This is a genomic window from Streptomyces sp. NPDC030838 (genome assembly GCF_055572035.1).
On the sequence record NZ_JBVIED010000008.1, the window covers coordinates 147,427 to 171,203 of the forward strand.

The window sequence follows — 23,777 nt, forward strand, 5'->3', positions numbered from 1 at the left end:
TGCCGCGGAGGCCGGACGGCTCCCGCGCCTGACGCCCGCAGCGCGCCGTTGCCACGAAGGACCGAGGGGCGCTGACTCCGAGGTTCCGGACGGTGCCGGCACCCGGTGTCGGGGCGTGCGAAGTCGACCCGGTGACCCGGATCGCCATCAGAAGTGTACGGGACGGCCGGAGCGCCGGGTGACGCCGCTGTCCACAACCAGGGAGTAGTCCACAGGGCCGGGCGCTGATCGCCGGGGCTGCGGGACGGTACGGCCATGCGAGCGAAGCGATACGCGCACATGGTGTCGGCGGTGCTGCTGGGGCTGGTGGTGCTGCTGATGCCGGCCTCGGCCGCCCCGGCGGGCGGCGCGCCACCACCCCCGGAACCCTCCGTCCCGACGGTCGGCCGCACCTGGCCCCTCCCCGGCCGCCCGGCGATCCTCCGGGCATGGGATCCCCCTCCGACCCCGTACGCCCGAGGCCACCGGGGCGTCGACCTGGCGGCCCCGCCGAACACTCCCGTGGTGGCCGTGGCGGCCGGCCGGGTGTCCTTCGCGGGCCGCGTGGCGGGCAGAGGCGTGATCTCGGTGGACCAGACGGGCACGGGCGAGCCCCCGCTCCGCACGACCTACGAGCCGGTACGGGCGTCGGTGCGGAAGGGCGACGAGGTGACGGCGGGCGAGGTGATCGGGACGGTGGAGCCGACGGGCTCCCACTGCCCGCAGACGTGCGTCCACTGGGGCTTGCGACGGGGGAAGACCTACCTGGACCCCCTGTCGATCATGCCGCCGTGGCTGCTGAACGGGGGTCCGCCGGTGCTGCTGCCGGTACTGGGAGTCCCGCTGCCGTAGCTGTACCCGCGGGGCATCGCGTCCGCAGCTGTACCGCGGGCATCCCATCCGCCAAAGCCGCGGGCATGCGTGCCGCCTGGGGCGGCACGGGTGGGCGCGGGCGGCACCCCGCTCCGCCGGGCTGCGCAACGCCGAGACGTCAGCCCCGACGCCGGGCAACGGGAAACCCAGCCCCGCCCCGCCCCGCCCCGCCCCGAGCCACCTCAGCCGCCCAGAACCCCCCGCAAAGCCATCCGCACCGCCGCCTCCGCCACAACCCCCGGCTCCTCAACCCCCAGCTCGATCCGCCGCACAGCCGAATCGACAACCCCCTGCAGCATCATCGCCGCCAGCCGGGGCTCCCCGTGCCCCATCTCCCCCAGCACGTCCACGATCATCCCGACCAGCGCCCCATGGGCGGCCCGGATCTTCTCCCGCGCCCCCGCGTCCAGCTCACTCGCCGAGATCGCCACCACGGCCCGATGCCGCCGGTCCCCGACCAGCGTCAGCTGCCGCCGCACATACGCCTCGACCTTGGCCGCAGGCCCCTCCGCCGCGGCCATCGCCGCCTCGACCTCCGCCGCCCACACGGGGAAGTCGACCTCGCACAGCTCCTCGACCACCGCGGCCCGCGACCGGAAGTACTCGTACACGGAGGACCGCGCCAGCCCCGTCCGCTCGGCGAGGGCCGGGAAGGTCAGCGCCTCCGTCCCGCCCTCGGACAACAGAGATCGAGCCGCGTCCAGCAGGGCGGCTCGCTGCATCGACCGGTGCTCGGCCACGGAGGCCGCTCGAATCCTTGGCACGCCCCTCACTTTACGGACCGACCACCCCGGACGGGAGTGACTCGGCGTCACCGCCGCCTCATCGCCCGAAGCCGGCCAGCTTCGCCCGCAGCTGGAGCACGGACTTGGTGTGGATCTGGCTGACCCGGCTCTCGGTCACCCCCAGCACGTTCCCGATCTCCGCCAGCGTCAGGCCCTCGTAGTAGTACAGCGTGACGACGGTCTTCTCCCGCTCCGGCAGCGTGTTGATCGCCCGCGCCAGGAACCGCCGCAGCTCCCGGTCCTCGGCCACCTCCACGGGATTGTCCGCGGCGGTGTCCTCCAGCGTGTCCATGACGCTGAGCCCGTCCCCGCCCTCGCTCCCGACGTGCAGCAGCTCCTCCAGGGCCACCACGTTCGCCAGCGACAACTGACTGAAGACGGCGTGCAGTTCATCGACGGCGATGCCCAGCTCGGCCGCCACCTCCCCTTCGCTCGGCGTCCGCCGCAGCCGCGCCTCCAGGGTCGCGTAGGCCCGCTCCACATTGCGCGCCTTCTGCCGCACCGAGCGCGGGATCCAGTCCAGCGCCCGCAGCTCGTCGATCATCGCCCCGCGGATCCGGGTGATGGCGTACGTCTCGAACTTGATCTCCCGGTCGATGTCGAACTTCTCGATCGCGTCGATGAGCCCGAAGACCCCGGAGGACACGAAGTCGGCCTGCTCCACATTGGGCGGCAGCCCGACGCTGACCCGTCCCGCCACGTACTTGACGAGCGGCGAGTAGTGCAGAATCAGCTGCTCGCGCAGCCGGTCGTCACCCGTCGCCTTGTACGACCGCCAGAGCTCGTCGAGCGTCGAGGGAGCGGGCGGCCGCACGCTGCCACCGTCGCGGGCGGCTGAGGGGATCGCCGCCCGGTCGGACCCGGAGGTGTGCTGGGGCATTCGTCGCCTTGTGCCGTTCTGCCGTGAAGGGTGGTACCTGGGTGAGCTGTCGCTCTGGGGTGGAGTTGCCGGACTGTGTCGGGATCCTCGTGAGCGTAGCGTGACTGACGTGTCGCGGTGCGCGAACGTCGGAGCACACGGGGGGCGCAGATACGTTCCGCTGCGCGCCCTACCGGGTCATGGCGGTCGCTCTGCGTGACCGCCACAATCCGCCAACTCCGTGATTTCCCAAGGCTGTAGGGGTTCCCCCGGACGGCCGAACACGCTGGGTCAACTCGGGCTGGGATCCCGCCGAACGGAGATCATCGCCTGGCGTGTCAACTTCCAGCCGTCGCCGTGTCGTTCGACGTAACCAAGTGCTCGAAGCTCGTACAGTCTCGCGACCGCGTCGTCCTCCGAGGTCTGCGCGCCCCGCGCGATCTCCCCGGGCCCGGCCGTGCCCCGACCGGGCAGCGCGGCCAGCACCCGCCGGGCGCCCGGCGCCAGCAGATCCCTCGGCAGCACCGGCCCGCGCCGGTCCGGGGCCAGCTCACCCATGTCGCCGACCAGCTCCACCACCTCCGCGGCATCGGTGACCAGCACCGCGTCCCCGCGCAGCAGCTCGTGCACCCCCGCCGACAGACCACTGGTCACCGGTCCCGGCACGCCCATGGTGTGCCTGCCCAGCCGCTGGGCGGCCCGCGCGGTGACGAGCGAGCCGCTGCGGTGGGCGGCCTCGACGACCACCGTGCCGCGGGTGAGCGCGGCGATCACCCGGTTGCGGAGCACGAATCTGCTGGGGGTCGGGTGGTCCCCCGGCGGCAGCTCGCCGACCACGAGTCCCTGCTCGGCGATCCTGGTGATCAGTTCCGTGTGTCCGGGCGGATAGGGCCGGTCGACCCCGCAGGCGAGGACGGCGATGGTGGCGCCGCCCACGCCGAGGGCACCCCGGTGGGCGGCGCCGTCCACGCCGTAGGCACCGCCGGAGACCACCACCCAGCCGCGCTCGGCGAGCCCCGCCGCGAGACCGACGGCCATGTGGGCGCCGTACTCGGTGCAGGCCCGCGCGCCCACGACGGCGACGGACCGCAGCGCCCACATGCGCAGGCTGGCCCGTCCGCGCACCCACAGCCCCAGCGGTCGGCCGTCCCCGAGGTCGTCGAGCTGCCGAGGCCACTCCCCGTCGCCGGGGGCGAGAAACCGCACCCCGGCCGCCCGCGCGACCTCCAGATCCCGCTCGGGCTCGGCGCGCCGCGCCCGCGCCCGCAGCCCGTCCCACCGCCGCCCGCTCACTCCCGGCAGCGGTCTGCCCTCGCCCGTCAGCCGCCGTACGACCTCCCCCACCCCGTACTCCCGCACCCACCGCCCGGCGATCTCGTCGCCTGGCTCGATGACGCGGGTGAGGAAGACGCGGGACAGCAGGCCGGGATCGTCGCCGCCGCTCATGTCAGCGCCCCGATGGCCATCGGCACCCCGCGCGGGACGCCGGTGCGCAGCTGGAGGGCGAGGGCGACGTCGGTCGCGTCGGGCCGGTCGTGGCCCACCAGGTCCGCGACGGACCAGGCGACCCGCAGGACCCGGTCGAGGCCGCGTGCCGTCAGCACCCCGCGCTCCAGATTGCGCTCGGCCTCGTCCATCGCGCCGCTCACCGCGTGCCAGCGGCTGCGCAGCTCCCGCCCGGGCACCTCACTGTTCGTCCGCCAGGGGGTGCCCGCCAGGCGGGCCGCCGCCCGTTCGCGGGCCGCACGGACCCGGTCGGCGACCGTCGCGGTGGACTCGCCCCGGGCGGCGAGGCCGGTCAGCTCGGCCCGGGAGACCCGGTCCACCTCCACCCGCAGATCGACCCGGTCGAGCAGGGGCCCGGAGAGCCTGGCCTGGTAGCGGCGGATCGCGGACGGCGGGCACTCGCACAGGTCGCCGGTCGCCGAGAAACGCCCGCACGGGCACGGGTTCGCCGCGAGCACCATGAGGAACTTCGCCGGGAACCGGACCACGCCCGCGCTGCGCGCGATCACGACGTGCCCGGACTCCAGGGGCTGCCGCAGCGCGTCGAGGGCCTGGCCGCTGAACTCCGGCGCCTCGTCGAGGAAGAGCACCCCGCGGTGGGAGAGCGAGACCGCGCCGGGCCGCGCGACGTTGGGGCCGCCGCCGACGAGTGCCTGCATGGTGGCCGAGTGGTGCGGGGCACAGTAGGGCGGGACGTCGACCAGGGGTTTGCCCGGTGGCAGCAGGCCCGCCACCGAGTGCACCGCCGTCACCTCCAGCGACTCCTCGCGGGTGAGCCGCGGCAGGATGCCCGGCAGCCGCTCCGCGAGCATCGTCTTGCCCGCGCCGGGCGGCCCCTCGAGGAACAGATGGTGTCCGCCGGCGGCGGCGACCTCCACCGCCGTACGGGCCGAGATCTGGCCCACGACGTCGGCGAGGTCGTAGCCGTGGTCGTGCTGGGCGGCGCCCGAGCTGTGCATGCCGGTGGCGGCGCCGGTCCCGGGGACGCGCAGTCCGGCGAGCAGCGGGTCCGGGCGGCCCGGCTCGTCCTTCTCCTCGTCCGGCACCGGTTCGTCCGCCAGGACGGCGATCAGCTGGCGCAGACTGCGGACCCCGAGCACCGACACCCCGGGGACCAGGGCGGCCTCGGCCGCGGCGCACTCGGGGACGACCACCTGTTCGTACCCGGCATCGGCCGCGGCCAGGACGGCGGGCAGGATGCCCCGCACCGGCCGCACCCGCCCGTCCAGGCCCAGCTCGCCGATCATCACGATGTCGGCCAGCACGCGCGGGTCGATGCGCTCGCCGGCGCCGAGCACGGCGCAGGCGACGGCCAGGTCGAATCCGCTGCCCGCCTTGGGCACCGAGGCCGGGCTGAGCCCGACCGTGAGCTTCTTCTGCGGCCACTCGGCCCCCGAGTTCACCACCGCCGCCCGGACCCGGTCCCGGCTCTCGGTCAGGCTCTTGTCGGGCAGCCCCACCAGCGTGAACGCGGCGACCCCGGGTTCGAGGTCGGCCTGGACCTCGACGACGACGCCCTCGACTCCCACGAGGGCCACGGAGCAGGTGCGCGCGAAAGCCATCAGGCCACCCCCCGCACGTGCTCCACCACGGGCGCGCCGCGGTCGGGCAGGACGACGCCGACCACGTCGATGCGGACTCCGCCGGGCGGTGCTCCCCCGTGTTCCTGCATCCAGCGTTCCGCGAGCCGTCGCAGCCGGCCCGCCTTGGCCGGCGTGATCGCCGCCATGGGGTGCTGGAACCGTCCCGCCCTGCGGGTCTTGACCTCGCAGACGACGAGGACGTCGCCGTCGCGCGCCACGATGTCGATCTCACCGGTCCGGCCGGCGCGCCAGTTGCGCTCCAGGACCGTCATCCCGGCCTCGGTCAGCCGCCGGGCGGCCAGTTCCTCGCCGTACTTGCCGAGTGCGCTGTGTGCCAGATGCGTGGTCATGTCGGCACCACCTCCGGCACCGACAGTCACGCATCCGCCGCCACAGAGTGGATCTTGGTGGAGAACTCGGCGACTGTGGAAAAAGCCGTCACCCACACAGGTGACGATCAGCCGCCCGGCAGCTCCAGATCGCTCTTGTTCAGCTCCTCGATGTTCACGTCCTTGAACGTCAGGACGCGGACCTGCTTCACGAACCGGGCCGGCCGGTACATGTCCCAGACCCAGGCGTCCGCCATGGACACCTCGAAGAACACCTCCCCCTGGACCGAGTGCACCTGCATCTCGTAGTCGTTGGTGAGGTAGAAGCGCCGCTCGGTCTCGATCACGTACTTGAACAGACCGACGACATCGCGGTACTCCCGATAGAGCTTGAGCTCCATCTCGGTCTCGTACTTCTCGAGGTCCTCGGCGCTCATGGCATGTTCCCCTTCAGCCGTGCGATCCCACCATTGTGCGCCAGTCCCGTGAGCCCCTAGACGATTTCCGTGTCGAGGATCTCCGGACGGGCGGGGGGACCTTCGTCGAGCAGCCTGCGCAGCAGCCCGGCGAGTCTGGTCGGATACACCGTCTCATGTGCCCGGCTCAGTTCCCGACACGTCCACCATCGAGCTCCGACGACACTGCGCCGCTCCAGCTCGGTCAGCCCCAGGGCCTCCGTCGCCGTCTGGGTCGTACGGGCCAGGTAGTACCACTCGTCCTGGTTCCAGCGGCGGCCGGCGAACGGGAAGGAGCACCTCCGCCGCCACAGGACCGGGCCGAGCTCTACGTCCGTGATGCCCGTCTCCTCCGCGAGTTCCCGCAGCGCGGCCTCCTCACGGGTCTCGTCGCCCTCGATACCGCCGCCCGGGGTGAACCACCAGTCGTCCGCAGGATCGTCCGGCTCGTGGCCGTGCAGCAGCAGGATGCGATCCTGCGGGTCCAGCAGCACGACGCGGGCCACCTTGCGCACCTCGCCGTCCAGGCCCTCGTACGCGCCCACAGCCGTACCGTTCGGCGCGCCCGCGTCCCTCGCCTCAGCCGGCACCGGCGGACTCCGTCCGGGCCCGGGCGCGCCCCGCGCGCTGTGCGATCGGCCCGTACGCGGCGCCGCCGAGCACCAGCACCGCGCCGACGACGATCAGCACCACGATCGTCCGCAGCGGTCCCGGCTCGGACAGCGAGTCGCCCAGCGCCTCGAAGCCGGTGGGACGCGGCAGCATGCCGTCCATGGGCCACACGACGGCGTCGACCCGCGCGGAGACCGTCCCGCGCGCCACGGTGCCGCTCGCGGCGTCCGTCAGATGGGCGGTGGAGTCGAGCGAGCCGTGCCGCTCGTCACCGAGCAGGAACAGCCGCCCCTTGGGCACGGTGACCGTCGGGAAGCTCGCCCACGCGGCCTGCCCCTTGGGCAGATACGCTTCGTCGATCTGCTTGCCGTTGACCGTCAGCCGGCCGTCCTGGCAGCAGGCGACGGTGTCCCCGCCGACGGCGACCACGCGCTTGATCATCGGCGCGTTGCCCCAGGTGGCGTCCTTGAACACGACGACGTCGCCGCGACGTACGTCCGCGCCGTCGACCCGCTGGGCGAGCACCCGGTCGCCCGCGCCGATCGTCGGGGCCATCGAGGTGGTCGGCACGGTGTACGGCCGGTAGACCACCGCGCCCCAGCCGAAGGCGGCGAGGAACAGCACAAGGCCCAGCGCGACTGCCAGCCCGGACAGTCGCTGTCCGGTCCGGCCGCCCACCGGGCCGTTGCCTGTGCCCCCGCTGCGCGGGGCCGTACGTGTCGTGCTCTCGCCACCCATGGGTCCGCACCCTACCCGGCGGTACCGGAGCCGGTCAGCCCTTGCGCCGCCGCGGGTGCGGGACGCCTCAGCGGCTGTCGGTGAGGCTGAACTTCTTGCGGCGCCACAGCGCCACCGGCACCACGCCCGCCAGGGCGAGCGCGTGCGGCGCGGCCGGCAGGGCCGCGGCGGCCGACGCCTGGTCGTTCAGACCGGGCTGGTCGAAGGTGTCCGGCACGGGCAGCGTGCCCCAGCGGTTGATCGGCCAGGCCTTCACGATGGCCCGTCCGACGACCTTGTCGACCGGGACCATGCCCCGGTTGTCCCTCGGGTTGTAGCGGGAGTCGCGCGAGTTCTGGCGGTTGTCGCCCATGACCCAGATGTAGCCCTCGGGGACCGTCACCTTGAACTGGCCGCCAGTGTCGTCGACGCTGCACGGCGTGGCGCCGGGGTAGACATACGGCTCGTTCAGCGCCTTGCCGTTGACCTTGACCGGGCCGGTGCCCTTGCACTCGACCGTGTCGCCGCCCACGCCGATGACCCGCTTGATCAGGTCCTTCTCCTCGGCGGACGGCATCAGGCCGATCCAGCTGAGGAAGGTCTGCAGGGCGTTCGGCTCGGGCGGTACCTCGCCGATCAGCCAGTTGCCGGGGTCGTGGAAGACGACCACCTCGCCGCGCTCCGGCTCGGAGCCGAACCACGGGGTGAGCTTGTCGACCAGAACCCGGTCGCCCCGCTGCAGGGTGTCCTGCATGGAGTCGGAGGGGATCGAGAATGCCTGCACCAGGAACGTCTTGATCAGCAGCGCGAGCACCAGGGCGATACCGATCAGGATCGGCAGCTCCTTCCAGAAGGAGCGCTGCTTCTTCGCCGGCTTGGCGGTGGAACCGCCCGAGCCCTGCTCCCCTGCCTGACCCTGCTCGTCGCTCACCCTGCCGTCCTCGGCCGCCGTCGTGTCACTCCCGGAGGTCACAGCGCTGTCCGCGGCCGGGCCGGCCGCTTCCACGGGGTGTCCGCGGTGCTCCTCGCCGTCGTGCCCGGACCGTGCGCCAACCGCCACATCCCCCACGCCAACTCCTTACTCTGTGCCGCTGCCTGCCCCAGCTACGGCGCAGGCCCACCACTCCCATAACGAGCGGGAGTTCCGCAGGGCTCGGGAGCTGGGTCATTGCGTTCGGCTCCGACGCGCCGGGATCCAGAGGCTTCGGAGCAGGCGCGCTCGCAGCATCGGAGGCAACCCTATGCGACACATGGGCGGCTGTGGTCGACCCGGACGCCGGGTCGGACACGGAAGCGAAGGTTTTCGGTTCGTCGAGTGTGGTCCAGTGGTTGAACGGCCAGGCGATGACGATGGCCCGCCCCACCACCTGGTCCTCGGAGACCGTGCCACCGTAACCCCTGTCCTGGTGGACGCGGGAGTCCGCGGAGTCGGCCCGGTGGTCGCCCATCACCCACAGCCGGCCCTCGGGCACGGTGATGTCGAACTCCGTGGTGGAGGGGGCGTTGCCGGGATACAGGTAGTCCCCCTCGTTCAGGGGAACGCCGTTGACGGTGACCCGCCCTTGCGCGTCACAGCACTTGACGCGGTCGCCGCCGACGCCGATGACCCGCTTGATCAGGTCCTTCTCGTTGTCGGACGGCAGCAGACCGATGAAGGTGAGCCCTTCCTTGACCTGCTTCACGACGACCGGGTCGTCCTTCTTCTGGATGGGCTGCTCGTCGTTGAGCCAGCCGCCGGGGTCCTTGAAGACCACGACGTCACCGCGCTCCGGCTTGGTGCCGAACCACGGGGTGAGCTTGTCGACCAGCACCCGGTCGCCGATCTGGATCGTCTGCTCCATGGAGCCCGACGGGATGACGAAGGCCTGCACCAGGAAGGTCTTCAGGACCAGGGCTATGAGGACGGCGACGCCGATGAGGAGCGGTATCTCCTTGATGGCCGACCGGCGTCGGCGCCGCTTCACCTTGCGCTGCAGCTTGCGCCGCTCCGCGCGGGTGCGCCCGCCGGCCGGTGCGGCGGCGCGCCGGGTGCCGGTGGGCAGGAGGTTCTCGGCGGGACTGCTCGGCGTACCGCGCGGTTTGCCGCGATTACCCATGAGCACCGTCCGCGGCGGGCACGCGCGCGTAGGCGTCGGACGGGTGCAGGCGCGTGAGGTGGCCGACGGGCCAGACGATCCAGTCGGCGCGGCCGATCACGTCGTCGACGGGGATCATGCCGCCGCCGGGTGAGCCCAGGTGGTCGCGGGAGTCGCTGGAGGCGCTGCGGTGGTCGCCGAGGACGAACAGCGTGCCGTCGGGCACGACGACGTCGAAGGACACCGTGGACGCCCCGTCGCCCGCGTACAGGAAGGCGGACTCGTCGACCGACCGGCCGTTCACCCGGAGCCTCCCTTCCTTGTCACAGCAGACCACGTGGTCTCCCCCCACGCCCACGACGCGTTTGATGTAGTCGGCGTCCCCGAAGTATCCGGTGCCGTCGAACACGACGACGTCGCCCCGCCGCGGCTCGGCTCCGAAACGGTACGCCAACTTATTTACGAGAACGCGGTCGCCGATCCTCAATCCGGGCTCCATGGATCCGCTGGGGATCTGGAACGGCTGCGCCACCAGGGTGTTGAGCAGCAGCAGGAAGAGCAGGCAGACCAGCGCGGTCAGGGTGATCCGCCCGCCCGGGAGCCAGTCGGCGATCCGCGACACCAACGCGAAACGCGACCGGTCCTCCGGGCCCGGCGGAGCGGGTTCGGAGGAGCGGTCGCGCTCCGTCGGCTGTGCTTCGGTGTCCATCGGGGCCAGATGCTATCCGGCCCCGCTGTGACCCCGGGAAAGCGCTCAGCTCTCGCGCTTCTCCTTGATCTTCGCCGCCTTGCCGCGCAGCTCGCGCAGGTAGTACAGCTTGGCGCGGCGAACGTCACCGCGGGTGACGAGCTCGATCTTCTCCACGATCGGGGTGTGCACCGGGAAGGTGCGCTCGACGCCGACGGAGAAGGAGACCTTGCGGACCGTGAAGGTCTCGCGCACGCCGGAACCCTGGCGGCGGATCACCACGCCCTTGAACTGCTGCACACGGGAGCGGTTGCCCTCGATGACGCGGACGTGGACGTTGACGGTGTCACCCGGGCGGAAGGCCGGGACGTCGCTGCGCAGCGACGCGGCGTCGACGGAGTCGAGCAGGTGAGACATTTCGTCTGCTTTCTTCGCTGATGCCACAGGTCATCAACGGGAACTAGAAGTTCTGGATGAGAGCCGTGCGCGTCGGGGCGGGCGTCGTGTCCCCCTGTGGCAGGGGCGCACACCGGACGGCGCACAACAGCTGTCTATTCTTCCACGCCGTCGGTCCTGCGCCAAAATCGGCCGTACGGCTCGCCCTCCGGGTCGGGCGCCCAGCCCAGGATGGAGAGCATCTCGCGGTCCTTCTTGTCGAAGGCCTTGGGGTCGCAGCGCTCGATGAGGTCGGGCCGGTTGAGGGTCGTGCGCCGCAGCGCCTCGTCGCGGCGCCAGCGGGCGATCTTGCCGTGGTGCCCGCTGAGCAGCACCTCCGGGATCCCGCGGCCGCGCCACTGGGGTGGCTTGGTGTAGACGGGGCCCTCCAGGAGGTTGGCCATGGCGCCGGGCGCGAAGGAGTCGTCGCGGTGCGACTCGGCGTTGCCCAGGACGCCGGGCAGCAGCCGGGCCACGGCCTCCGTGACGACCAGGACGGCCGCCTCGCCGCCGGCCAGGACGTAGTCGCCGATGGACACCTCGTAGACCGGTATCCGGGTCGCGTACTCGTCGATGACCCGCCGGTCGATGCCCTCATAGCGCGCGGGCGTGAAGATCAGCCACGGCCGCTCGGACAGCTCCACGGCCAGCTCCTGGGTGAAGGGCCGGCCGCTGGGGGTGGGGACGATGAGCGCCGGGCCGTGGGAGCCGGTCTCGTAGCCGTCGGCGAGGACGGAGTCGAGGGCGTCGCCCCACGGGTCGGTCTTCATGACCATGCCGGGGCCGCCGCCGTACGGCGTGTCGTCGACGGTGTTGTGCCGGTCGTACGTCCACTCCCGCAGGTCGTGGACGTGCACGTTCAGCTGCCCACGCGCGCGTGCCTTGCCGACGAGCGAGACGTTCAGCGGTTCCAGGTACTCGGGGAAGATCGTGACGACGTCGAGCCGCATCAGTCCTCGTCCTCCGAGGCATCCTCCGCGGCGTCCCGGCTGGAGGCGACCTCCGCGCGGTCGTCGATCAGCCCGGGCGGCGGGGTGATGACGGCCCGCTGCTCCTCCAGGTCGATGTCGGTGACGATCTCCTCGACGAACGGGATCATCACCTCGCTGCCGTCGGGGCGCTCGACGATGAAGAGGTCCTGGGAGGGCAGGTGCGAGATCTCGGTGATCCGGCCGACCTCGACCCCGTCCTCGGTGACCACGTCGAGGTCGATCAGCTGGTGGTCGTAGTACTCGTCCTCGCCCTCCGGCAGCTCGTCCGGGTCGATGTCGGCGATCAGCAGGATGTTGCGCAGCGCCTCTGCGGCGTTGCGATCGGTGACGCCCTCGAAGCGCAGGAGCAGACGGCCGCTGTGGACGCGGCCGGTGGCGATGGTGAGGGGCCCCGCGGAGGCGGGGTCGGTGGCGAGTACGGCGCCTGGGGCGAGCCGCAGTTCCGGCTCGTCGGTGCGGACCTCCACGGTGACCTCGCCCTTGATGCCGTGGGCGCGGCCGATCCGTGCGACTACCAGCTGCACTGTGCTTGCTCTCCTGTCGGAACGACTGCGAGCCGAAGGCGGCTCATACGACTGCGGGCCGGGGACGGCCCAGTGGCCCTCCCCGGCCCGAGCCGGTGCTGCGTTGCGTCAGCGGACGTTGTCCACGTCGACGAGGTCGACCCGGACACCACGGCCGCCGATGGCGCCCACGACGGTCCGCAGGGCGCGCGCGGTGCGGCCGTTGCGGCCGATCACCTTGCCGAGGTCGTCGGGGTGGACCCGGACCTCCAGCACCCGCCCGCGGCGCAGGTTGCGCGAGGCGACCTGCACATCGTCAGGGTTGTCGACGATGCCCTTCACGAGGTGCTCGAGAGCCTCCTCGAGCATGCTCAGGCCTCGGTCGACTCGGAGGACTCGGCCGCGGCCTCGTCCTTCTTCTCAGCCTTCTTCTTCTGGGTGATGGCCTCACCCTTGCCCTCTTCGTCGCCACCCAGGGCCTCGAACGACGGGCGCGCCTTCTTCGGCTCGGCGACGAGCAGCGGAGCCGGGGCGGGCTCGCCCTTGAACTTCTGCCAGTCACCGGTCTTCTTCAGGATGGCGAGCACGGGCTCGGTCGGCTGGGCGCCGACGGAGAGCCAGTACGCCACGCGCTCGGCGTCGACCTCGATGACCGACGGGTTGTACGTCGGGTGGTACTTGCCGATCTCCTCGATCGCACGGCCGTCACGACGGGTGCGGGAGTCGGCGACGACGATGCGGTAGTGAGGCGAACGGATCTTGCCCAGACGCTTCAGCTTGATCTTGACTGCCACGGGAGTGGGTTCTCCTGGATTTGACGTGGTTGGGCACGGCGAGCATGCCGCGTGGGGTTGCGGTACCCGAGTGCCCGATGGACGCGTCAGCCGGAGGAGAGAGGGGTCCTGTGCGGCTGTCGAGTACAGCTAGCCATTCTGCCATACCCCGCGGGGCGCTTCTGAACGAGGGGCCGCGCGGGCATGCCCAGGGCACGCACCCGGCGTAGAGGTGACCGACGTCGGGTGCGCGGTCCGGCGCGACGAGGTGCCGCCGCACAGCGGCACCCCCCGCACGCGGCCGCCCGCTCCGGCACCCACGAGATGCCGAGAGGCCCTCAGCTCGCGGCGCCCGCGCCCACCACCTCGGGGATCCGGAACGGCTTGCCGCAGCCGCCGCAGACGATCGGCGCCTGCGCCAGCACCGACGGGACGACCCGGACGTTGCGGCCGCAGTCGCACACCGCCTTGACCCGGACCCCACCGCCGGAGGAGCCGTGCCGTGCGGCCGGGCCGCGGAAGGTGCGGGCCGTGTCGGCCGAGGTGGCCGCCGTGTGGGCCTTCAGGGCCCGTTGGAGGCGCTCGATCGTCGGGCGGTAGCGCCGCTTCGCCTCGGGGTTGAGCGTGACCAGCGAGAAGCCGCTGCTCGGGTGCGGCTCCTCGGGGTGGTCCAGGCCCAGCTCCTCGGCGATCGCGAGGAATCTGCGGTTGTGGTACCGGCCGGCACGGGAGGTGTCGCGGATTCCGCGCGCGGCGGCGATGCCATGGACTGCCTCATGGAGCAGTCGCTCGAAGGAGAGTTCGTGCCCGCACGCGGACGACGACTCCCCGATCAGGGACTCGGGCGCGGCAAGATCCGGCAGCTCGGGGTGGTACCGCTGAATGTCGGCCCACGCCTGCGCCAGCTCTGCGGCGAGAACAGGTGGTGTCGTGCTCACGTAATGACAACGAGCCTGGGTCCCGCTGTGTTCCTATTCCGGGGCATCCCAAATAATTTGCACGTACCCGTCAGTTGCCGCTGATGCGTCCTGACGAGGGCGGGTGCGCTGTTCTGCGGAGAAGTCGCACAGCTCACCACAAGGTGGTACGTAGCCTGACGTACGCCCCGGCGCGTACGCCCCCGTGCGCGCGCCGGGGTGTGTGTCACCCGCCGGTGCACAAGAGGCGTTTTCGGCCGAGTCCGCCCCACTTGGGTCAGCGCACGCGACGCCCGTGACGTTACCGGGTGCCTCCGCGCCGCCCCGCACCGCCCCGTCCCCCACGAGCGGACGCCGTACGACCCAGGTTGCCGGAATGTGAAATCTCGCCCCCGCGCGTGCGGACGGCCAAGCCGGAGCCCCGTACCACTGGACGCCGTCGCGAGCCGGGAGTTTCCTGGCATACGGGGGGCGAGCGCACGTCACGGGGGCTTCAGGAAACGGGGACAGCGGCAACTCTCGGCGGAATGGGGCGCTTACATATGACACCTACGCTCGTGCGTCAGCACCAGCGCGCGGAGGACACACCCCGCGTGGACCTGAGTGCACGCGCGCGTGACTGGTCCGAGATCCAGGAACGGATGCTCGTACCGCTCTACGAGGCCGTCTACGAACGACTGGATGTGGGCCCCGGCACGCGGCTGCTCGGCCTCGGCTGCGGCAGCGGCCTGGCCCTGCTGATGGCCGCCACCAGAGGCGCCACGGTCACCGGCGTCGAGCCCTCCTCACCCGAACGGCTCACCCTCGCGCGGGAACGGCTCCGCGCGGAATCGGGGGGCACGCGCGCGCGTACCGGCGCACCCGCCGTCGGCGCCTCGCTCGACACGCTCGGCACGCTCGACCGGCGTACGGACCCGGCCGGAGCCTCCGCACCGCCGTACGACCTCGTGACCGCCTTCGAACCCATCGGGTGCCGCGCGGGCGACTCCGACGGACTCGCCGCACTTCTCACCGCGGCCACCCCGCACGCCGTACGCGGGGCGGCGGTGGTGCTGGCCGGCTGGGGGCCGCCCGAGCGGTGCGCCACGACCGCCGTGCTGCGGGTGGCCGACAAGCTCGCGGACCCGTCGCGCGGAGCGGGCCGCTGGCGCCCGGCCCTGCGCGACGACCTGGAAGAGGTCGCCGAACGCGCCGGCCTGCGCCCCGACGGCTCCGGACGGGTCGCCTGCCCCTTCGGATACGCCGACCCGGACAGCGCCGTGCGCGGACTGCTCTCCACCGGACTGTTCGACGCGGCGATCACCGCGACCGACCAGGCACAGGTCGACAAGGAACTGCGGGAGGCCCTGCACCCGTACCGCCGCCCGGACCGCACGGTGTGGATGCCGAACGTCTTCCGCTATCTGATCGCCCGGGTCCCCTAGGGCCCGTCGTCTCAGGACCGTCGTCTGAGGCCCGTCGTCTAGGCCCCGTCGTCCTTGGCCAGCCGGGTGATCCCCGCGATCCGGTAGGCGTCGGCCTCCTCCAGCGTCTCCCGCTCCAGCAGGGCCGCCGCCAGCGCGTCCAGCTGCCCGCGGTGGTCGCGCAGCTTGCGGCAGGCCTCCTCGTAGCAGTCGTCCACGATGCGGCGCATCTCGCCGTCGATCACGTCCAGCGTCTGGGGCGCGGCGGCGAGGCCGTACGCCTGCTGGGCCTCGTCGGGCAGCGCGGAGAGCCGGCCGACCCGCTCGCTCATGCCCCAGCGGGCCACCATGCCGCGCGCGATCCTGGTGACCTGCTCGAGGTCGTTCTCCGCACCGGTGGTGATCACCCCGAAGACCACGTGCTCCGCGGCCATCCCGCCCAGCGCCCCGATGATCCGGCCCCGCAGATACTCCTCGGTGTACGCGTACTTGTCCGCGTCCGGCGTCGACAGCGTCACACCGAGCGCCCGCCCGCGCGGCACGATGGTGACCTTGCGGACCGGGTCGGCGCCCGGCTGGAGCATGCCCAGCAGCGCGTGCCCGCTCTCGTGGTACGCGGTCCGCCGGCGCTCCTCCAGCGGCATCACCAGCGCCCGCTCGGCCCCCAGCTGGACCTTCTCCAGCGCCTCCGAGAGGTCCGACTGCGTCACCCGCTCCTGCTGCCGCTTCACCGCGAGCAGCGCCGCCTCGTTGGCGAGGTTGGCCAGCTCCGCGCCGGTCATGCCGGGGGTCGTCCGGGCCACGTGCGCCAGGTCCACGTCGTCGGCCAGCGGGATCTCCCGCGTGTGGATCCGCAGGATCGCCTCGCGACCGCCCCGGTCCGGCGGCGAGACGTTGACGATCCGGTCGAAGCGGCCGGGCCGGGTCAGCGCCGGGTCGAGAATGTCCGCGCGGTTGGTCGCCGCGATCACGATCACGCCCTCCGCACCCGAGAAGCCGTCCATCTCGGTGAGGATCTGGTTGAGCGTCTGCTCGCGCTCGTCGTGGCCGCCCATCCCCGCACCGCCGCCCCGTGCGCGGCCGATGGTGTCGATCTCGTCGATGAAGATGATCGACGGCGCCACCTTGCGCGCCTCGGCGAACAGCTCCCGCACACGCGAGGCGCCCACCCCGACGATCATCTCGATGAACTCGGAGGCCGACGCCGAGAAGAACGGCACCCCCGCCTCGCCGGCCACGGCCCGCGCCAGCAGCGTCTTGCCGGTGCCCGGCGGACCGGCGAGCAGCACACCGCGCGGCATCTTGGCCCCCATCCGCCGATAGGCGTCCGGGTTCTTCAGGAAGTCCACGACGTCGTTCAGCTCGCCCTCGACCTCGTCGATCCCCGCGACGTCCGCGAACGTCGTCCGCTTCTCCCCCGGCTCCAGCTCCACCGGCTTGGGCGGTTCCTTGCGCCCGAACATGGCGCCGGCGCCGCCCATGCCCGCCCGCATCCGCCGCGCGATGACGATCCACAGCACGACCAGCAGCAGCATCGGCGCGAGCGAGATCAGCAGGTTGGCCAGAAGGCTGCGCTGCTGGACCACCGGTTCCGCGGTGACGGTGACGTTGTTCCGGGTCAGGTCCTCCCAGATCTGATCGTCCGCGAAGGCCGGCCGCTGGGTCTTGAACTTGGTGTAGGTCCCGTCGCCGTCCGGCCTGTCCTGGCCCTTCTTCAGCTGGCCCTGGATGGCGTCGCCCTTGGAGTAGATCTTGCTGACGTTGCCGTCGTCGACCTGCCTGCTGAACTCGGTGTACGAGATCGTCGGCTCGTCGCCGTCCCCGAAGAACGACAGCACCAGATTGGCGACCAGGAACACGATCAGCGCGGTGATGGCCAGAGTCCACCAGCCGCCGCGCATCCTCCGCCCACCGGACGGCGGCTTCGCCGGCTCCTCGGGAGTGCCCTCGGTACGCCAGGGCTGGTCGGGAGACTTGCGCGGCGGCGCAGGGTTGGTCATATCGGGACGTTACGCCAGAAAGACCGTACAAGCATGCGCAGGCCGTACAAGCATGCGCATGTACGACGCTGGGGGCGCCCCTCCGACGAGGGGCGCCCCCAGGGGACGTACGGCAGACGTCGCTCAGCCCATGAACTTCTTGAACTCGTCCGGCAGCTCGAAGTCCTGCCCGGCCTGCTGGCCGGGGAGCCCGAAGGCACCGCCGTTCTGCGCGGCGGCGGCGCGGCGGGCGGCCTCCTCCTGCTCCTGCTGCTTGCGCTTCATCGGGTTGCCGGAGCGCTGCTTGCCCTTGGCCTTCTTCGGCTGCTTCTTGGCCCGGCCGGGGCCGCCGCCCATGCCCGGCATCCCCGGCATGCCCGGCATACCGCCGCCCTGGGCCATCCGGGACATCATCTTGCGGGCCTCGAAGAACCGCTCGACCAGGTTCTTCACCGCGCTGACCTCGACACCGGAACCCTTGGCGATACGGGCGCGGCGCGAGCCGTTGATGATCGTCGGGTCCTGGCGCTCGGCCGGGGTCATCGACTTGATGATCGCGGCGGTGCGGTCGACGTCACGCTCGTCGAGGTTGTTGATCTGGTCCTTGATCTGCCCCATGCCGGGCAGCATGCCGAGCAGCTTGGAGATGGAGCCCATCTTGCGGACCTGCTCCATCTGGGACAGGAAGTCGTCGAGCGTGAACTCCTGGCCCTTCTTGGACGCCAGCTTGGAGGCCATCTTGGCGGCCTCTTCCTGGCTGAAGGTCTTCTCCGCCTGCTCGATCAGGGTGAGCAGGTCACCCATGTCGAGGATGCGGGAGGCCATCCGGTCCGGGTGGAAGGCGTCGAAGTCGTCGAGCTTCTCGCCGTTCGACGCGAACATGATCGGCTTGCCGGTGATCTGCCGGATCGACAGCGCGGCACCACCGCGGGCGTCACCGTCGAGCTTGGAGAGCACCACGCCGTCGAAACCGACGCCGTCGCGGAAGGCCTCGGCGGTGTTGACGGCGTCCTGACCGATCATCGCGTCGACGACGAACAGGATCTCGTCGGGCGAGACGGCGTCCCGGATGTCGGCCGCCTGCTGCATCATCTCCTGGTCGATACCGAGGCGACCGGCGGTGTCGACGATGACGATGTCGTGGACCTTGGACTTCGCGAAGTCGATGGAGTCCTTGGCGACCTTGACCGGGTCGCCGACGCCGTTGCCCGGCTCCGGGGCGTAGACCGCGACACCGGCGCGCTCGGCGACGACGCTCAGCTGGTTGACGGCGTTGGGGCGCTGGAGGTCGGCGGCGACGAGCAGCGGGGAGTGACCCTGCTCCTTGAGCCAGCGGCCGAGCTTGCCCGCGAGGGTGGTCTTACCGGCACCCTGGAGACCGGCCAGCATGATCACGGTCGGCGGCTGCTTGGCGAAGCGGAGACGGCGGGTCTCACCACCGAGGATGGTGACCAGCTCGTCGTTGACGATCTTCAGGACCTGCTGGGCCGGGTTCAGCGCCCGCGAGACCTCGGCCCCGAGCGCCCGCTCCTTGACGTTCTTGATGAACGTCCGGACGACCGGCAGCGCCACGTCCGCTTCGAGGAGCGCGATGCGGATCTCGCGCGCGGTGGCGTCGATGTCCGCCTCGGAGAGCCGTCCCTTGCCGCGCAGGTTCTTGAAAGTCGCTGAGAGGCGATCGGAGAGAGTATCGAACACGGCGCTCGCGGTCCTCAGGGTCGGTGGCTGCTGGCAATCGCCCTCCAGGGTATCCCGGCCGCGCAGGTGGCCGGGATCCCCGGTTCAGCCGCGCAGCGTCTCTTCCAGCTTCCGCGCCACGGAGGCCGCCTCCTCGCTGGGCAGCGGAGCGCCCTCGTGGCCGGTGACGTAGAAGGCGTCCACCGCGTTGGCGCCCAGGGTGCTGACATGCGCGCTGCGCACCCGCACCCCCGCGTCCTCCAGTGCCCGGCCGATCCGGAACAGCAGTCCCGGCGCGTCCTGTGCGCGTACCTCGATCACCGTGGCCAGCCGGGACGCGGCCGGGTGGACCGAGACCCTCGGCGGTGGCGCCACCAGACCCCGGCGGCGCGGATACGCGGCGTCGCGTTCGGCGAGGCGGCCCGCGATGTCCAGGGAGCCGTCCAGGGCCCGTACCAGGTCGGCCCGCAGGCGGGCGGCCTGCGGCAGGGAGCCGTACTCGGCGGCGACCCGCCAGTTCAGCAGCAGGACGGAGCCGTCGACGCCATCCGGCAGGTCCAGCGCGCGCAGTTCCGCGGTGCGGACGGTCAGGCGGTGCATCGCCAGAACGCCGGCCACCGCGGGCAGCACACCCGGCTGGTCCGGTACGGCGATGAGGAGCTCCACGCCGAGCGGCTCGGGGTCTCCCGAGGGTTTCTCCTCGGTCGGCGGCTCGGTCTGGGCCCGCAGCGCCAGCACGGGGCTGCCCGTGGCGATCGCCTCGATGGCGAGCCGTTCCTGCTCGGCGGTGGGCGCGGCGGCCTCCGGCTCCTCCGGGTCGTCTCCGGCGAGCACGGCCGCGACCCGTTTCACCAGGTCGGCGACCAGGGATCCCCGCCAGGACGACCAGGCGGCCGGGCCGGTGGCCAGGGCGTCCGCCTCGGTCAGGGCGTGCAGCAGCTCCAACGTGCCCGGTGAGCCGACCGCCTCGGCGACCGACCGCACGGTGGCCGGGTCGTCGAGGTCGCGGCGGGTGGCGGTCTCCACCAGCAGAAGGTGGTGGCGTACGAGTGTGGCGAGGACCGCCACGTCCTCGCGGTCGAAGCCGATCCGGGCGGCCACGTCGCGCGCGATGATCTCGCCGGCGACCGAGTGGTCGCCGGGCCAGCCCTTGCCGATGTCGTGCAGCAGCGCGCCGACCAGGAGGAGGTCGGGGCGGCTGACGCGGCGGGTGAACTCGGAGGCCCGGACGGCGGTCTCGATGAGGTGCCGGTCGACGGTCCAGATGTGCACGGCGTTGCGCTGCGGCCGGCAGCGCACCCGCTCCCAGTCGGGCAGCAGCCGGGTGATGAGCCCCTCGGCCTCCAGGGCCTCCCAGACCTCCACGGTCGGGCGGCCGGACCCGAGCAGGGTCACCAGCTGTTCGCGTGCCTCGGCGGGCCAGGGGGTGGGCAGGGGGCGCACGGTGGCGGCCAGGCGCCGTACGGCGTGCAGGGAGAGCGGAAGTCCGGCCTGCGCGGCGGCGGCCGCGGCGCGCAGGGGGAGCACGGGGTCGCGTTCGGGGCGCGCGGCGCGGGCGAGCACCACCTCACCGTCCTGCTCCACCACGCCTTCGGCCAGCGGCGAGCGCTCGGCCGTCGGCTTGCCGCCGCCCAGCATGGCGCGCAGCCGTGGCCGCACGGCGCGCGAACGCAGCACGCGCCCCACTTCGCGCCAGGTGACGTCACTGGCGTACGAGATGACGCGCGCCGCCTCGTAGACCTGCCGCAGGAGGGTGTCGGCGTCGAGGAGTCCCAGCTCGGCCGCGACCTGGTCCTGTTCCTGGAGGGAGAGGCGGTCGGTGGCGCGGCCGGTGGTCAGGTGCAGGGCGTCGCGGACGTCGAGGAGCCGGCGGCGGGCGTCGTCGAGGCCTTCGCGCGGGGCGTCGGCCAGCCAGGAGGCGGCGACGGCACGCAGTGCGGTGGCGTCCCGGAGGCCGCCGCGGGCCTCCTTGAGGTCGGGCTCCAGCAGGTACTGGAGTTCGCCCTGGCGCTCGGCGCGTTCGGCGCACAGCTCCTGGAGTTCGGGCAGGCGTTTGGGGGCCTGGTTGCGCCAGTCGGCGAGGACGGCGGTGCGCAGTCCGGCGGTGAGGCCGAGGTCGCCGGCGAGGTGGCGGGCGTCGAGGAGGCCGAGCTGGACCTTCAGATCCTCCGCGGCGGTCTTGCGGGCCTCGGCCGGGGTGCGCACGGAGTGGTCGAGGGCGAGGCCGAGGTCCCAGACGGGGTACCAGAGGCGGTCGGCGAGGGCGGCGATCGCGTCGGCGTCGCCGCCGTCGTGCAGGAGCAGCAGGTCCAGGTCGCTGCGCGGCGACAGCTCCCCACGGCCGTAGCCGCCGACAGCGATCAGCGAGACGCCCTTGAGCCCGCCGGCACCGGCGTCGAACAGGCCCGCCAGCCACTCGTCGGTCAGCTCGGCCAGCGCGGCACGGCGCGGCGGCCCGGACCGCGCCCCCTCCTGGAGGAGGCGCAGCCGGGCCGCCGCGTAGCCGCTGGGTCCCGAGTCCTCTGCTTCCGTACGTACGTCCGTACTCGTCACCCAGCGACTCCTGTTCTCTTCGTCAGAGCGCGTCAGATCGCGTTCTTTCAGAGCGCGTCCGGACCGCGCTCGCCGGTGCGGACCCGGACGGCGGTCTCGACCGGGAGGGACCAGACCTTGCCGTCACCGATCTTGCCGGTGCGGGCCGCCTTGACGATGACATCGATCAGCTGTTCGGCGTCGTCGTCCTCGGCGAGCACCTCGATGCGGATCTTGGGGACCAGGTCGACGGTGTACTCGGCACCGCGGTAGACCTCGGTGTGGCCCCGCTGACGACCGTAGCCGCTCGCCTCGGTGACCGTCAGGCCGTGGACTCCGAAGGCCTGGAGGGCTTCCTTGATCTCGTCGAGCCGGTGGGGCTTCACGACGGCGGTGATGAGCTTCATGCGTCCACCTTCTTGGACTCGGCCTGGACGACGGGGGCGGGCACGGGAGTGGAGCGGGAGGTGCCGCCACCGGCGCCGCTGAAGTCGTATGCGGTCTCGGCGTGCTCGGCCTGGTCGATGCCGGCCACCTCGTCGTCCTCGGGGACCCGCATGCCGATGGTCTTGTCGAGGACGAAGGCGAGGATCGCGGAGACGATCAGGGAGTAGGCGAGGACCGCGAAGACACCCGCGGCCTGCTTGCCGAGCTGGGCGGCGTCACCGCCGTAGAAGAGGCCCTTGACGTCGGACTGGCCCTCGCCGGAGGCGAAGAAGCCGATCAGCAGGGAGCCGACGATGCCGCCGACGAGGTGGACGCCGACCACGTCGAGGGAGTCGTCGTAGCCGAACTTGTACTTCAGGCCGACGGCCATGGCGCACAGCAGACCGGCGATGGCGCCGACCGCGATCGCGCCGAGCGGGTCGACCGCGCCACCGGCCGGGGTGATGGCGACCAGGCCGGCGACGGCACCGGAGGCGGCGCCCAGCGTGGTGAAGGCGCCGTGGCGCAGCTTCTCGTAGATCAGCCAGGCGAGCATGGCGGCGGCGGTGGCGACCTGGGTGTTGACGAACATCAGGGAGCCGACGCCGTCGTCGTTGCCGAGCCAGGAGCCCGCGTTGAAGCCGAACCAGCCGAACCACAGCAGACCGGCACCCAGCATGACCAGCGGCAGGCTGTGCGGGCGCATCGGGTCCTTCTTGAAGCCGACGCGCTTGCCGATGACCAGGATGACGCCGAGCGCGGCGGCACCGGCGTTGATGTGGACCGCCGTACCACCGGCGAAGTCGATCACGCCCAGTTCGAAGGCCCAGCCGCCGGTGCCCCAGACCCAGTGGGCGACGGGGAAGTAGACGACGGTGGCCCACAGGGCGATGAACAGCGCCCAGGCGGTGAACTTCACCCGGTCGGCGAGGGCACCGCTGATCAGGGCGGGGGTGATGATCGCGAACATCAGCTGGAAGACGGCGAAGACGAGGACCGGGATGGTGTAGCCGTCCCAGACGGCGTCCTTGTCGATGCCGGTGAAGCCGACGTAGTCCGAGTTCCAGGCGAAGATGCCGCCGGAGTCGTTGCCGAAGGCCATGGAGAAGCCGTACAGCACCCACAGGATGGTGACGATCCCCAGGCTGATGAAGCTCATCATCAGCATGTTCAGGGTGCTCTTGACGCGGACCATGCCCCCGTAGAAGAAGGCCAGGGCCGGCGTCATCAGCATCACCAGGGCGGAACAGATGAGCATGAAGCCTGTGTTGGCGGCAGAGATCTCCGTCTCTGCGGCAAGCGTGATGGCTGCTGGTGCCATCGGCGTCTCCTCGTCGTTGGATACGGCCCCGTGCGGGCGAAGCCTGGAGCGGATTGAGGGGTGGGCCGGTTATGCGCCACGAGATTGGCGCAGCGCGGTTTCGGTGGAAGCCCCTCGTTGTTTCGCCGCCGTGACGAAGGCGCCGTGCGTGTTACGCATCGATGAATTGCCGGATCGCGGGCCGCGCGATCGTTATCGTGGCGCAACCTTCGGAGGAAGACCTTCGGAGATCTTCGAAGGAGGCCCTCGGAGGAGTTCCTCGGAGGAGATCATTCGAAGGCGATCTCCGGAGGCGCACAGAAGCCGGCCGCGGGCGGCCTTCCGATGACCTGGCATGGGGGAGCCGAGTCGGGCAGTT

Annotated in this window: 24 protein-coding genes; 2 read left to right on the forward strand and 22 right to left on the reverse strand. The window is 71.7% G+C overall.

Annotated elements, in window-relative coordinates; translation table 11 throughout:
• Nucleotides 1–255: 255 nt before the first annotated feature.
• On the forward strand, nt 256–831 hold the full coding sequence (locus tag ACZ42A_RS21710) for a M23 family metallopeptidase (protein WP_468528889.1): 576 nt from the start codon (nt 256–258) through the stop codon (nt 829–831).
• A gap of 203 nt (nt 832–1,034) precedes the next feature.
• On the opposite strand, the gene ACZ42A_RS21715 is transcribed toward ACZ42A_RS21710, so the two are convergent.
• The 17 genes from ACZ42A_RS21715 to ACZ42A_RS21795 form a co-directional block, all read right to left on the reverse strand.
• On the reverse strand, nt 1,035–1,592 hold the full coding sequence (locus tag ACZ42A_RS21715) for a TetR/AcrR family transcriptional regulator (RefSeq protein WP_468529066.1): 558 nt from the start codon (nt 1,590–1,592) through the stop codon (nt 1,035–1,037).
• An 82-nt stretch (nt 1,593–1,674) separates the two neighbouring features.
• On the reverse strand, nt 1,675–2,517 hold the full coding sequence (gene whiG / locus ACZ42A_RS21720; protein ID WP_468528890.1) for an RNA polymerase sigma factor WhiG: 843 nt from the start codon (nt 2,515–2,517) through the stop codon (nt 1,675–1,677).
• A 270-nt stretch (nt 2,518–2,787) separates the two neighbouring features.
• Nucleotides 2,788–3,942: a DNA-processing protein DprA gene (gene dprA, locus ACZ42A_RS21725; RefSeq protein WP_468528891.1), complete on the reverse strand. Its 1,155-nt coding sequence runs from the start codon at nt 3,940–3,942 to the stop codon at nt 2,788–2,790.
• Nucleotides 3,939–5,564 (reverse strand): YifB family Mg chelatase-like AAA ATPase, encoded by a 1,626-nt coding sequence (locus ACZ42A_RS21730; RefSeq protein WP_468528892.1) that lies wholly within the window; start codon nt 5,562–5,564, stop codon nt 3,939–3,941. The genes dprA and ACZ42A_RS21730 overlap by 4 nt, the downstream gene beginning before the upstream one ends.
• Complete coding sequence (locus ACZ42A_RS21735; RefSeq protein WP_468528893.1) at nt 5,564–5,965, reverse strand: YraN family protein; 402 nt, start codon at nt 5,963–5,965, stop codon at nt 5,564–5,566. The genes ACZ42A_RS21730 and ACZ42A_RS21735 overlap by 1 nt, the downstream gene beginning before the upstream one ends.
• A 77-nt stretch (nt 5,966–6,042) precedes the next feature.
• Nucleotides 6,043–6,351: a DUF2469 domain-containing protein gene (locus tag ACZ42A_RS21740; protein WP_003965949.1), complete on the reverse strand. Its 309-nt coding sequence runs from the start codon at nt 6,349–6,351 to the stop codon at nt 6,043–6,045.
• A gap of 56 nt (nt 6,352–6,407) precedes the next feature.
• A complete protein-coding gene (locus ACZ42A_RS21745; RefSeq protein WP_468528894.1) occupies nt 6,408–6,959 on the reverse strand; it encodes an NUDIX hydrolase in 552 nt (183 codons plus the stop codon).
• Entirely contained in the window at nt 6,949–7,719 is a 771-nt protein-coding gene (gene lepB, locus ACZ42A_RS21750; protein WP_468528895.1) for a signal peptidase I, read from the reverse strand. Before lepB (ACZ42A_RS21750) ends, ACZ42A_RS21745 begins: the two co-directional genes overlap by 11 nt.
• A 67-nt stretch (nt 7,720–7,786) precedes the next feature.
• Nucleotides 7,787–8,767, reverse strand: coding sequence for a signal peptidase I (gene lepB / locus ACZ42A_RS21755; RefSeq protein ID WP_468528896.1), 981 nt, complete (start codon nt 8,765–8,767; stop codon nt 7,787–7,789).
• Nucleotides 8,655–9,794 (reverse strand): signal peptidase I, encoded by a 1,140-nt coding sequence (gene lepB, locus ACZ42A_RS21760; RefSeq protein WP_468528897.1) that lies wholly within the window; start codon nt 9,792–9,794, stop codon nt 8,655–8,657. Before lepB (ACZ42A_RS21760) ends, lepB (ACZ42A_RS21755) begins: the two co-directional genes overlap by 113 nt.
• The gene (gene lepB, locus ACZ42A_RS21765) at nt 9,787–10,482 is read right to left on the reverse strand and encodes a signal peptidase I (protein ID WP_468528898.1); all 696 of its coding nucleotides are present in this window, start codon (nt 10,480–10,482) and stop codon (nt 9,787–9,789) included. The genes lepB (ACZ42A_RS21760) and lepB (ACZ42A_RS21765) overlap by 8 nt, the downstream gene beginning before the upstream one ends.
• A gap of 45 nt (nt 10,483–10,527) precedes the next feature.
• Entirely contained in the window at nt 10,528–10,878 is a 351-nt protein-coding gene (gene rplS, locus ACZ42A_RS21770; RefSeq protein WP_030168262.1) for a 50S ribosomal protein L19, read from the reverse strand.
• Between the two features lie 134 nt (nt 10,879–11,012).
• A complete protein-coding gene (gene trmD / locus ACZ42A_RS21775; RefSeq protein WP_468528899.1) occupies nt 11,013–11,846 on the reverse strand; it encodes a tRNA (guanosine(37)-N1)-methyltransferase TrmD in 834 nt (277 codons plus the stop codon).
• Complete coding sequence (gene rimM, locus ACZ42A_RS21780; RefSeq protein ID WP_468528900.1) at nt 11,846–12,412, reverse strand: ribosome maturation factor RimM; 567 nt, start codon at nt 12,410–12,412, stop codon at nt 11,846–11,848. The genes trmD and rimM overlap by 1 nt, the downstream gene beginning before the upstream one ends.
• Nucleotides 12,413–12,520: 108 nt before the next feature.
• Complete coding sequence (locus tag ACZ42A_RS21785) at nt 12,521–12,760, reverse strand: RNA-binding protein (protein WP_029385578.1); 240 nt, start codon at nt 12,758–12,760, stop codon at nt 12,521–12,523.
• A gap of 2 nt (nt 12,761–12,762) precedes the next feature.
• Entirely contained in the window at nt 12,763–13,185 is a 423-nt protein-coding gene (gene rpsP, locus ACZ42A_RS21790) for a 30S ribosomal protein S16 (RefSeq protein WP_468528901.1), read from the reverse strand.
• A gap of 317 nt (nt 13,186–13,502) precedes the next feature.
• Nucleotides 13,503–14,102, reverse strand: a complete 600-nt coding sequence (locus ACZ42A_RS21795; protein WP_468528902.1) for a hypothetical protein — start codon at nt 14,100–14,102, stop codon at nt 13,503–13,505.
• 521 nt (nt 14,103–14,623) lie between these two features.
• Between ACZ42A_RS21795 and ACZ42A_RS21800 the strand changes: the two genes are divergently transcribed.
• On the forward strand, nt 14,624–15,505 hold the full coding sequence (locus tag ACZ42A_RS21800; RefSeq protein WP_468528903.1) for an SAM-dependent methyltransferase: 882 nt from the start codon (nt 14,624–14,626) through the stop codon (nt 15,503–15,505).
• Nucleotides 15,506–15,543: 38 nt separating this feature from the next.
• Here the strand turns inward: ACZ42A_RS21800 and ftsH are convergent, their stop codons facing one another.
• The 5 genes from ftsH to ACZ42A_RS21825 all read right to left on the reverse strand — a co-directional run bounded on the left by ftsH (nt 15,544) and on the right by ACZ42A_RS21825 (nt 23,419).
• The gene (gene ftsH / locus ACZ42A_RS21805; RefSeq protein WP_468528904.1) at nt 15,544–17,484 is read right to left on the reverse strand and encodes an ATP-dependent zinc metalloprotease FtsH; all 1,941 of its coding nucleotides are present in this window, start codon (nt 17,482–17,484) and stop codon (nt 15,544–15,546) included.
• A gap of 123 nt (nt 17,485–17,607) precedes the next feature.
• Entirely contained in the window at nt 17,608–19,161 is a 1,554-nt protein-coding gene (gene ffh / locus ACZ42A_RS21810) for a signal recognition particle protein (RefSeq protein WP_468528905.1), read from the reverse strand.
• Between the two features lie 84 nt (nt 19,162–19,245).
• Nucleotides 19,246–21,693, reverse strand: a complete 2,448-nt coding sequence (locus tag ACZ42A_RS21815) for a [protein-PII] uridylyltransferase (RefSeq protein WP_468528906.1) — start codon at nt 21,691–21,693, stop codon at nt 19,246–19,248.
• Between the two features lie 47 nt (nt 21,694–21,740).
• Nucleotides 21,741–22,079: a P-II family nitrogen regulator gene (locus ACZ42A_RS21820; RefSeq protein WP_003997576.1), complete on the reverse strand. Its 339-nt coding sequence runs from the start codon at nt 22,077–22,079 to the stop codon at nt 21,741–21,743.
• The gene (locus tag ACZ42A_RS21825; RefSeq protein WP_468528907.1) at nt 22,076–23,419 is read right to left on the reverse strand and encodes an ammonium transporter; all 1,344 of its coding nucleotides are present in this window, start codon (nt 23,417–23,419) and stop codon (nt 22,076–22,078) included. Before ACZ42A_RS21825 ends, ACZ42A_RS21820 begins: the two co-directional genes overlap by 4 nt.
• Nucleotides 23,420–23,777: the final 358 nt, after the last annotated feature.